This window comes from Sulfuricurvum sp. (assembly GCF_023250475.1).
Taxonomy (GTDB): Bacteria; Campylobacterota; Campylobacteria; order Campylobacterales; family Sulfurimonadaceae; genus Sulfuricurvum.
Map to the genome: position 1 here is coordinate 1 of NZ_JAHFAQ010000075.1, position 10,976 is coordinate 10,976.

At 45.3% G+C, this 10,976-nt stretch carries 12 protein-coding genes; 5 read left to right on the forward strand and 7 right to left on the reverse strand.

Annotation, left to right across the window (positions count from 1 at the left end; translation table 11 throughout):
- Positions 1-53 precede the first annotated feature (53 nt).
- Positions 54-1,241 (reverse strand): bifunctional glutamate N-acetyltransferase/amino-acid acetyltransferase ArgJ, encoded by a 1,188-nt coding sequence (gene argJ, locus Q0C19_RS07990; RefSeq protein WP_295054886.1) that lies wholly within the window; start codon positions 1,239-1,241, stop codon positions 54-56.
- 145 nt (positions 1,242-1,386) lie between these two features.
- Complete coding sequence (gene rpmB, locus Q0C19_RS07995; RefSeq protein WP_013459236.1) at positions 1,387-1,575, reverse strand: 50S ribosomal protein L28; 189 nt, start codon at positions 1,573-1,575, stop codon at positions 1,387-1,389.
- 158 nt (positions 1,576-1,733) lie between these two features.
- Between rpmB and Q0C19_RS08000 the strand changes: the two genes are divergently transcribed.
- The 5 genes from Q0C19_RS08000 (at position 1,734) to Q0C19_RS08020 (ending at position 6,007) form a co-directional block, all read left to right on the forward strand.
- A complete protein-coding gene (locus Q0C19_RS08000) occupies positions 1,734-2,543 on the forward strand; it encodes an HDOD domain-containing protein (RefSeq protein WP_295054888.1) in 810 nt (269 codons plus the stop codon).
- Positions 2,527-3,921, forward strand: a complete 1,395-nt coding sequence (locus Q0C19_RS08005; protein WP_295054891.1) for a chemotaxis protein CheX — start codon at positions 2,527-2,529, stop codon at positions 3,919-3,921. The genes Q0C19_RS08000 and Q0C19_RS08005 overlap by 17 nt, the downstream gene beginning before the upstream one ends.
- Positions 3,922-3,987: 66 nt before the next feature.
- Positions 3,988-4,629, forward strand: coding sequence for a ribulose-phosphate 3-epimerase (rpe, locus tag Q0C19_RS08010; RefSeq protein WP_295054894.1), 642 nt, complete (start codon positions 3,988-3,990; stop codon positions 4,627-4,629).
- The gene (locus tag Q0C19_RS08015; protein ID WP_295054897.1) at positions 4,626-5,213 is read left to right on the forward strand and encodes a phosphoribosylanthranilate isomerase; all 588 of its coding nucleotides are present in this window, start codon (positions 4,626-4,628) and stop codon (positions 5,211-5,213) included. Before rpe ends, Q0C19_RS08015 begins: the two co-directional genes overlap by 4 nt.
- Positions 5,210-6,007, forward strand: coding sequence for a 3'-5' exonuclease (locus tag Q0C19_RS08020; RefSeq protein ID WP_295054900.1), 798 nt, complete (start codon positions 5,210-5,212; stop codon positions 6,005-6,007). The genes Q0C19_RS08015 and Q0C19_RS08020 overlap by 4 nt, the downstream gene beginning before the upstream one ends.
- 9 nt (positions 6,008-6,016) lie before the next feature.
- Here Q0C19_RS08020 and accA read toward each other — a convergent pair whose 3' ends face one another.
- The 5 genes from accA to gpmI form a co-directional block, all read right to left on the reverse strand.
- Entirely contained in the window at positions 6,017-6,952 is a 936-nt protein-coding gene (accA, locus tag Q0C19_RS08025; RefSeq protein WP_295054902.1) for an acetyl-CoA carboxylase carboxyl transferase subunit alpha, read from the reverse strand.
- Between the two features lie 12 nt (positions 6,953-6,964).
- Positions 6,965-8,182, reverse strand: a complete 1,218-nt coding sequence (locus tag Q0C19_RS08030; protein WP_295054904.1) for a beta-ketoacyl-ACP synthase II — start codon at positions 8,180-8,182, stop codon at positions 6,965-6,967.
- A gap of 109 nt (positions 8,183-8,291) precedes the next feature.
- Positions 8,292-8,522 carry an acyl carrier protein gene (gene acpP, locus Q0C19_RS08035; protein WP_013459228.1) on the reverse strand — a complete coding sequence of 77 codons (231 nt, stop codon included), beginning with the start codon at positions 8,520-8,522 and terminating at the stop codon, positions 8,292-8,294.
- Positions 8,523-8,603: 81 nt separating this feature from the next.
- A complete protein-coding gene (gene fabG, locus Q0C19_RS08040; protein ID WP_295054908.1) occupies positions 8,604-9,347 on the reverse strand; it encodes a 3-oxoacyl-ACP reductase FabG in 744 nt (247 codons plus the stop codon).
- 86 nt (positions 9,348-9,433) lie between these two features.
- On the reverse strand, positions 9,434-10,909 hold the full coding sequence (gene gpmI, locus Q0C19_RS08045; RefSeq protein WP_295054911.1) for a 2,3-bisphosphoglycerate-independent phosphoglycerate mutase: 1,476 nt from the start codon (positions 10,907-10,909) through the stop codon (positions 9,434-9,436).
- Positions 10,910-10,976 lie beyond the last annotated feature (67 nt).

A 10,976-nucleotide genomic window follows, 5' to 3' on the forward strand; every position in this document is an offset into this window, starting at 1 on the left:
ATCCTCCAATAACATTTATTCTTGTCGAGTAACTTTTGTTCTTGTAAATGACACTACGTGCGATAATCAGCGTTAATTTTGACGTATTCATGACCCAAATCACATCCGTAGGCGGTAAATTCACCGTCTTGAAGTCCGATATCGCAGTGGATCGTAAACGCCGCTTTTTGCATTACGGCAGCGGCAAGCGGTTCGAGTTTTTCATCAAACAGCAACTCCCCTTTTTTATAGACGCAAATATCGTCAAACCAGATACTCAAAAACGCTTCATCACACATAATGCCGCTGGCACCGACCGTTGAAGCGATACGTCCCCAGTTGGGATCTTGCCCGAAAAGTGCCGTTTTGACCAGCAGTGAATTGCTCAGTGCTTTTGCCGCAATCTCCGCCTCTTTGTGGTTGATGGCACCGCTCACTTTATAGGTAACAAGCTTCGTTGCCCCCTCACCGTCACGCACCATCTCTTTGGCCAAAAAGAGCATGATAGATTCTAACGCCTCTTTGAATGCCGCAGCTTCGAATACGCCGCTCTCACCGTTTGCCATAACCAGTACCGTATCATTGGTCGAGGTATCGCCATCCACACTTGCGGCATTAAACGTCGTGTGAACACACTCATCAAGGATACTCTGCATTGTTGTCTTATCCACCGCTGCATCGGTCGTGATAAAGCAGAGCATTGTCGCCATCGCGGGATTGATCATCCCCGCCCCTTTGGCCATAGCACCGATACGAAACGATTGTCCGTTCTCAAGCACCACTTCGTAAGCAATCCGCTTTGAAAACGTATCGGTCGTCATAATCGCTTCCGAGGCCTTGACCCCCTCACGAGCGGTAAGATCGAAATTCATTGCCCCCTCTGTGATTTTTGCTTTCGGGAGGCGCACTCCGATCACACCAGTCGAGCTCATGATAGGGTTGCGTATCTGAGGAAATTTCACGGCAAGTGCACCGAGAACTTCGCTAATATCGTCAATCCCTGCACGTCCCGTCATCGCATTTGCATTTTTAGAATTTATAAGGACAAAATTCCCCTCAAAATCACCCAACGAGCGAAAATGTCGGATCGGAGCCGCCGTCATTTTATTGGTTGTGAATACCGATGCGATAGCACACGGTTTTTCCGAATAGATAAAAGCGAGATCATAAGCGCCCTCTTTTTTTAATCCGATATGAATTCCATCGGCAAAGAATCCATCTGCCGCACAAACACCGCCTTCAATCGTGTTAAGTATAGCCATAAAAAAATCTCCAGAATAAAATACATTATTATAAACAGCGAAGCCTAGAAGTAGGTTAAAAGGATAAAGTCAAAAGGGAAGATTTTTATAGAAGAGAAAAAAAATCGGGAAGATCCCGATCTCTTGAAGGCGCTGAGTGCAGAGATTACGAATCTTTTTTAAGAGTACGAAGCTCAGAAGCAGCGATTTTAAGTTTTTTGGTAGTACCGTCTTCAAGCGTTACGCGAACAGTACGAAGGTTTGGTAAAAAACGACGCTTAGTTCTATTTTTCGCGTGAGAAACATTGTTCCCGCTCATTGGGCCTTTACCGCTAATAGCACATTTTCTTGCCATTTTGAGGCTCCTTGCGTAAATTTAGGTTGCGAATTTTATCTCAATAAACCCAAAGTTTACCTTAAGCACTGTTTAACCCTTATCTAAAGGCTCGTTTAATCAATTCACGATTACAATTAGCGGACTTTAAAAATAATTAAGATCGGATGCTGTGACACGTGGTTAATCAAGAACAAATTTTACGCTACATTCAAAATATACCGCCGGCTCCTTTTATCGTTAAACAGACACTTGATTATGTACGGGTAGGGGATTTAACCAAAGCGGCTAAATGTGCCGAAGAAGATCCTGCTCTGAAATTTTATCTAAAAACTCTTGTAAACCGCCCAATATACGGCTTTCGCAATGAGGTAAGCGATTTGGCGCAGATCTTCACTATTTTAGGAATTTCCACAGCACAGCAAATTTTATACAACTATCTTCTCACCCTTTTGGCACCGAAAAATTGGGGATTATTTCATCTCAAGACGCAACAATTTTATGATTTACAGGCCTCCCTTAGCCGCAAATGGGTAAAAATTCTCTCCCATCTCGGACTTCTTACTCACGATACCGAAAGCGCTATCACCCTTTTACCTGCCAGCATCATTGTCTGCGATGCGCTGTTCGGTGAATACAAAAGCGAAGTAGAGCAGCTCAGAAGTGTCAAAGCATTGGATTATAATACTATTCTTTATCGCCTTACCAAGATGAGCCTGTTCGATATTTGTACCGAAATCGGACAAAAATGGGAACTTCCTCCGGCCATCAGCCGAATCGTCCATGCCTCATCAGGTCTGGATCAGGAAGTTGATGAAAAAGAAAAAACATTAGCAAAGTGGATGCACTTGCTCCTTTTTTACGAATTGAGTCAAAACGCCTATGTCGAAGCTGGATTGAACGAATTCATCGAATTTCAAATCGAATTTGTCCAAGATATATACGAATCTTTTATGCAGGTGGTGGAGTACGATGAGAGCGACCGTTAAAGGTAGAATTGCCATCTTTCATCCGCAGGGATTTTTGGATGGCAACAACGCCCCCTCTTTTCTCACTATTGATGATATAAAAGCAACGGAAGCGCTCAATATTGATATGCTGCTGGTATCGTTGAAAAAAGTGATCTTTTTTAATAAAAACGGTTTGGATGTTTTTATCCGCCTCTTGGACAGCATCCGATCCCATAAACATATTGCGGTCGGTTTATGCGACTACGATTCCGCTAAATTCGCTACGATTAATAAATTTTACGGCAGCACCCTCACCTTTTCCCTTTTTCGTACCGAAAAAATTGCAGAGCTTTTTGTCCCGTCCAATAAAAATGATTCTAAAACCGTTCTTTTGTATAATGAAGACGCTTCGCAGCGCTCAGCCATGGCAATTGAACTTTTCGATTACGGACACAACCCCGTTATCGCCCAAAGCAAAAAAGAGTTTGAAGAAAAAAAACAAAACCCTGATCTCTATTATGCAATAATCGAAGAGACCTACTTGGGACTTTTCGGTCAAAAAATAGCGACCCGTGTCACCGGCAATGCGATTATTTATACGATCGCCAACTTTTTGGATGCTGAAATTACCGATACGTTTAATATCGCTTACCATAATAACTCTCTTAACGTCGGGTTTCGCCTCTTTATTTTCGATGCGTACAAAGTGGTCTCGATGAATGTGCACGCACTGAACTTTTTTACAAAACTTGCTTCATCGGCGGCAGAGTACAATGCCTCCATCTGTTTTGTGGGACTTACCTTTGAAAAAACTCCGATAACTTTTAAAAACGATCTCGAAGATGCCGGAATCATGTTTTTTGACCAGATGGAAGATATTCTCAAAAACAAAGAGTTATTACAAGAACTAGGCGGAAGCAGCGCTACTTCATCCAAACATACACGAACCCTGACCAAAGCATTGATTCAAGAACTTCCCGGATTTATTGATGCGACCGTTTCCACTATCGCAATGATGACCAATGCGCAAGCACTGAAAGAAGCGATGAATATTCAAACCTTAGAAATCAAAAATCCTCAAAATCAATATGCCAGTTCCATAGGTTTTTACGGTGATCTGGATGGAATGATTATTCTCATCTTCCCCAAAGATATCGCCAAAAAAGCGTGTGAGCTCCTCATCGGTGAAGAGAATGAAGATGAAGAGGTTATTTTGGACTCTTTGGCCGAATTCGTCAATATCATCGGCGGGCGCGCCAAAGCTCTTTTGGGTGAGAAAAAACATCGTGTAGACATCACCCTCCCCCGTACCTACGCAAATGTTGACTCCCTTTTGGAGATGGCTCAACACAAAAAAGGGGTTCAAGTCGATTTGCGTTTTGAAGGAAGCAATTTTATCTTTTTTCTGACACGATAGCGCTATCAAAGCTAGCTGCAAATCTTTTTCGCTAAAATAACAAAAATAATTGATAAGGTGCCCAGCATGCTCGTTGCCCCCAGTGTCCTCTCTGCCGATTTCGGTAATTTAGCGCATGATGTCCGTGCCATTTGCGACGCTGGATGCGACTTGGTGCATGTCGATGTCATGGACGGCCATTTTGTCCCCAATCTCACTATTGGGCCGGTTGTGGTCAGTGCGATCGCACGTGCGGCTACGAAACCTCTCGATATCCATTTGATGGTACAGAACAACACTTTTTTTGTTGATCTTTTTGCCCCTCTTAAGCCGCACTATATCTCGTTTCATATCGAAGAAGAAAAAAATCCCCACCGTCTTATTCAGCACATTCGCTCTCTCGGTATCAAACCTGCGATAGTCCTCAACCCGCATACCCCCGCCGAAGCGATAGAATATCTCTTAAGTGATTTGGACATGGTTCTGGTGATGTCGGTTAATCCGGGATTCGGAGGACAAAAGTTCATCCCGACCGTTATTGAAAAAATCAAACGGCTCAAAGCCTTGCGCGACCGTATCAATCCCGCTTGTCTTATTGAAATCGACGGAGGAGTCGGGAGTTCCAATATTGCGGTACTTAAAGAAGCCGGTGTTGACATCTGTGTCGCCGGAAGCTATGTTTTTGGAGCTGAAGATTATAAAACCGCTATTGACAGCCTTCGCGTATGAGAGTGAAAATCTGCGGTATCACCAATCTCGAAGATGCACTCTTTGCTATCAACGCCGGAGCCGATGCATTGGGATTTGTATTTTATTTTGACTCTCCCCGTTATATCACACCCGAAAATGCCAAAATAATCATCGCTCAACTCCCCCCGTTTATTGAAAAAGTAGCCCTCTTTGTGAATGAAACTCCTGAAGCAATCCGCTCAACCTGTCTCAATACCGGATGCACTTTGGCGCAGATCCATTTTGATGTTACCGACGATTTTCTGGCCCAAGTAAAGTTTCCGACATTGCGTGTTGTCCGTGCTCAAAAAAAAGAAGATCTCCTTAAGTATCCTAATGAATATCGTCTCATCGATGCCTATTGCGATGCCTACGGCGGAAGCGGTAAACGGCTGAACATCGAATGGTTCGAGGGCGTTGAGTGTTCTAAAATCATCCTTGCCGGCGGACTTCATCCAGACAATGTCGACAGTTTAAAAAAATACGGCTTTTACGGTGTGGATGTCAGCAGCGGCGTTGAAGCCTCTAAAGGGAAAAAAGATCCTACCCTTGTCACCTCTTTTATCCAAAAGGCGAATGCGTGAAAGTACTGGATCCGAAAATTTTACTCCGTTTATCTAAAAACGGCATCCAAAAAGAGGAGTTTGAAACACTTTTGGGAAGTGATGCCGATCTGGGATTAGAACTTCTTAAAGCCCAAGGGATGAATATTGTTCTTCACAACGGAATGTATCGGTTCCAAAGTGCCATAACCTCCGTAAAAGATACATTATTTTGTATCGTCGACGTTGAATCCAACGGCTCGAAACCTTCCCAGCACCAAATTATTGAAATCGGTGCGGTCAAACTGCAAAACTGGAAAATCATCGATACGTATGAAAGTCTCGTCTATTGCACCGATATATCCGATCAAATCCAAGATATTACCGGAATCAAAACAGAACAAACGCTCAAAGCACCCGCCCTGAGTAAAGTAATGCGGGAATTCCGTCTCTTTCTCGGCGATGCCGTGTTCGTAGGTCATGATGCCAAATTCGATTATAATTTTGTCTCGGCAATGATGGAGCGTGTAGGGCTCTCAAAACTTCTCAACCGTTCTTTGTGCACAATTGATTTGGCAGAGAGAACGATTGAATCTGAAAGGTACGGTTTAGCCTATCTCAATACTGAGTTGGAGCTTTACAAAGAGGCTACCCATCATCGAGCCCTCTCCGATGCGATGACGACGACAAAACTTCTCAAACGGGTTCTCAATCTTATCCCTGAAACCATAACCAATACCGAAGAGCTGATTGCATTTTCAAAAGAGGCAAAGCGGCTAAAACGTCCGAAAGCAAAAAAAGAGGAAGAGAAAAAAGCGGTGAAAGTGGAAGAATAAGGCAAAGCCTTATTCAGAAAATCTACCCATCCCGACAAGACGCGCATAGCGCTTGTCAAGGCGGTCAGAATCACTCAGCTGGCGTAGTTCGTTCACCTGAGTCAGAAAATATGTTTTAAGGGCATCTGACGCACCCTCTTTGTCGCGGTGAGCACCGATTAACGGCTCATCGACAATATCATCGATCAAATCAAGCTCTTTAAGGTCGGCAGAGGTGATTTTAAGCGCTTTGGTTGCCGCTTCCACTTTGGTCGGATCGTTCCATAAAATGGCCGAACATCCCTCAGGTGAAATAACGCTGAATACGGAGTAGCGCATCATAGCCAGACGGTCAGCTACACCGATCGCCAAAGCTCCTCCGCTTCCCCCTTCGCCGATAACAACCGACACTGTAATCGTATTGAGGTTCGAGAGTTCAAGAAGATTGCGGGCAATCGCTTCACTTTGGTTGCGTTCTTCCGCACCGAGACCAGGATAGGCGCCCGGAGTGTCAATCAGCATTAAGAGGGGAAGATTAAATTTCTCTGCCATTTTGGCTGCACGAAGCGCTTTGCGGTACCCTTCCGGATGCGGCATACCGAAATTGCGTTTGAGTTTATTTTTAGTTCCGCGCCCTTTTTGCTCGCCGATCACCATTACCCGCTCATCGCCGATGTAACCGATATAGCAAACAATTGATAGGTCGTCTCGAAAATGGCGATCCCCGTGAATCTCGTATTTTTTATCCAATAAGAGGTTGATATAATCAAGCGCATACGGACGATCTTGATGGCGTGCGAGCTGAAGCTCTTGATAGGGAGAGAGATTGGCGTAGGTTTTTTGAACCTCTTTGTCCAATTCCTGCTTTAGGATCTCAACTGCATGGTGATCATAGCGCACTTCTGCAGCAATGATCTCCTCTTGAATCTGACGGATATTCTGCTCAAAATCTAAATAGGTAGCCAACGGCTTGCCCTCTTATATTTTTTTGAAAATGACAACACCGTTAGTGCCGCCAAATCCAAATGAGTTACTCATAACGATATTGAGTTCCGCTTTACGAGCGACGTTCGGGACAATATCCAAATCGCAGTTTTCATCCGGTGTGACGTAGTTGATGGTCGGAGGGATAATACCATCACGCATTGCCATGATACTGACAACCGCTTCGATACCGCCGGCTGCACCGAGACAGTGTCCGGTTTGTCCTTTTGTCGAACTCACAGGTGGACAATTCTCTTTGCCGCCGAATGCGATTTTCAATGCCGCAGTCTCATTCTTATCATTGGTCGGAGTACTGGTTCCGTGGGCATTGACGTAATCCACTTTCGGATTTCCCGCCATCTTAAGTGCCGCTTTCATAGCACGAAGAGGCCCTTCAAGACTTGGTGTCGTGATATGGTTTGCATCACCGCTCTCACCGAATCCGATTACCTCGGCATAAATACGAGCCCCGCGCGCAACTGCCGCATCGTACTCTTCGAGTACCAAAGCCGCCGCACCTTCCCCCATAACAAATCCGTCGCGCTCTGCATCAAACGGACGTGATGCATGTTTCGGATCATCATTACGGGTACTGAGCGCTTTCATCGAGGCAAATCCGCCGATGCCGACACCGGTAATCGCCGATTCCGCCGCAACCACGAGCATTTGATCCGCCCCGCCGATCATAATTGTTTTAGCCGCTTCACTGATCGCATGGGTTCCTGCCGCACATGCGGTTACCGCAGATAGATTCGGCCCTTGCAAGCCGTGATCGATCGAAATAAATCCGCCGAGCATATTGACCAATGCCCCCGGAATAAAGAACGGAGAGATACGGCGGGCCCCTTTGGTTTCAAGAATGATTGAATTTCTTTCAATTGACGGAAGTCCGCCGATGCCTGCTGCCGCATCAATACCGAAGCGCTCTTTATCGAAATCTTCAGGGAAATTGGCATCCGTCATTGCTTCTTGCGCCGCTTTAATCCCAAGATGAATAAAACGGTCCGCTTTTTTGACCTCACGAGCGTCCATAACCGATTCAGGATCGAAATTTTTCACCTCACCGGCAATTTGTGCACTTTGAGCCGAAGGATCAAAGATCGTAATTGTGTCGATCCCGCATTCACCTTCACAAATTGCTTTGAATGAGCTCTCTTTATCATGACCAACGGCATTGATCATTCCCATTCCGGTTACTACTACTCTTTTCACATTTTCTCCTGATGGTGGATGGTCTGAAACTTTGGCTCCGTTAAGCCAATCTCTTAGACCATAAATATAGATTTTATCTTTTATCGAGGTCAATCCCCGATAAAAATTTTTAGTTTTTGCTTTCGATGTAATTGATTACATCTTGAACAGTTTGGATTTTTTCCGCTTCGTCATCAGGGATTTCGATATCGAATTTCTCTTCAAGAGCCATTACCAATTCAACAACATCAAGGCTGTCTGCACCGAGATCTTCTACGAATTTAGAATTCTCTTTAACTTCGTCCGGGTTAACGCTAAGTTGCTCAACCACTACTTCTTTAATATCTTCCAAAAGTGCCATAATAGCTCCTGTTCCTATGAATAAAATCGCAAAATTATACCATATTTAGCTTAAGAGGCAAAATAGCCCTCATAAGCGGTATTACATAAACATTCCGCCGTTGACTTTGAGGGTCTCTCCGGTAATATAGCTGGCATGATCGCTCAGTAAAAAAGCTGTCGCTTCCGCAACCTCCGCAGCATTTCCGAAGCGTCCCATCGGAATTTTCGCGGTAAACGCCGCTTTGACTTCCTCTTTGAGTTCATCGGTCATATCGGTAGCTATAAAGCCCGGAGTGATGCAGTTATAACGGATACCGCTGGTTGCCGATTCAATAGCAAAGCTTTTTGTCATGGCAATCATCCCCCCCTTGGATGCCGCATAATTGGTTTGTCCCGCATTGCCTGTTTCCCCGACGATAGAGGCCATGTTGACAATGCTTCCGAATTTTTGTTTGCGCATCGCTTTCATCGCTTCACGGCATCCGATAAATGCCGAGGTGAGATTTGCATCCAATACGCCGGTAAACTCTTCAGCTTTCATCCGAAGTGCCAATTTATCATTGGTGATCCCCGCATTATTGACCAAATAAGAGAGTTCGCCGTCTGCGTCGACAATCGTTTTCACCGCATCCACAAACGCCGCTTCATCGGCTACGTCAAACCCGATAACCGCCGCTTGTCCGCCAGAGGCTTCGATTTCAGCCTTGACTGCATCTGCCGCCGCCGCTCCGCTGCGATAATTAATCCATACTTTTAGGCCGTACCCTGCCAGCACTTTTGCCACTTCCGCACCGATTCCTCGGCTTGAACCTGTTACCAATACATTTTTACCTGTAAATCTCATTTTTTAATTTCCTTATATTTAGATTTTGTCATTGCGGACTTGATCCGCAATCTTTGGAACCTGAATCTCGTTCAGGTTGACGAAGGTTATATCAATGGGGAATCCATCTCAGCGGGAATTTCAAGCTCCATCAGTTTCAAAATCGTCGGGGCTATATTATTCAGTGCACCGGGACGTACTTCACGTACCCCCTCGGCCATAACAAAACACCACACTTTGCCCACCGTATGATTCGTCAACATATTTCCTGCATCATCGCGCATCTCTTCGCAATTGCCGTGATCGGAGGTAATGACCACAGAATAATCGTTGCGCTTAGCCGCTTCAACGATTCGTCCCAGTTCATCGTCCACCGCTTCGACCGCACTGACTGCCGCTTCAAAATTTCCGGTATGCCCTACCATATCCCCGTTTGCAAAGTTGACAACGATAAAATCGATCCCCTCATCCATAGCCTTGACCACAGCACGTCCTACTTCGGGAGCGCTCATCTGAGGCTGCATATCGTACGTTTTTACTTGAGGGCTTGGGATCAATACCCGTGTCTCATTTTCATACGGCTCTTCAATACCGCCGTTAAAGAAAAAAGTGACATGGGCATATTTTTCGGTCTCCGCCGTATGGAGCTGTCGAAGGCCCAAACGGCTGATCACTTCCGCTAATGTATTTTTCGGGGCATCTTTAGGAAAAAGAACCGGATACGGAAAGGATTTGTCATACTGTGTCACGGTTGCCAAATGGGTCGGAACAAACGTACGTGCAAATCCGCTGAAATCGGGATCACCGATCGCCGTGGTCAATTCACGCATCCGATCGCTTCGGAAATTAAGCATTAATACGGCGTCCCCTTCTTTGACCCCCTCATATCCGCTAAATGCCGTCGGAGTGATAAACTCATCCGTCTCTCCTAGAGCATACGCATTTTCGATGTAATCGGCAACACTTTGCTCACTTTGCGGAGCAGCGCAAACAATCGCTTCATACCCTTTGCGGACACGTTCCCATCGGTTATCCCGATCCATTGAGAAAAAACGTCCCCCGAGCGAAGCGATTTTGATATTGGCGGATCCGTGTGCTTCTATCGTATGCAGAAAAAGTTTTGCCGAAGTAGGGGCAACATCGCGCCCATCGGTGATGAGATGGAGCCATACCTCTTTACCCGCATCCGCGGCAATCTCGGCAACCCCGATCAGATGATCGATATGCGAATGGACCCCACCGTCACTCAAAAGAGCCACAAGATGAAGCCGTTTGCTGGTTTTGAGCAAGGAGGCAAAAACCTCATTGTGTTCAAAGGTCTCCTCTTCGAGAGCAAGTGAGATTTTGACCAAATCCTGATACAATACCCGACCGCTCCCGATCGACATATGTCCCACCTCAGAGTTGCCCATTTGTCCCTCGGGAAGACCGACGCTAAGACCGAAAGTATCGATCAGAGAATAAGGAACTTCCTTAAATAATCGATCATACGCCGGCTTTTTCGCTGTGTGAAAGGCATTAAAATCACATTTCGGCGAGTAACCGATGCCGTCTGTAATGACCAAAACGGTTTTTTTGCTCAAATTGGCTCCTTCACTTAATCAAACTTTGGGGGGATTATATTAAAATGTCACTTTTGCATTGCTTTTA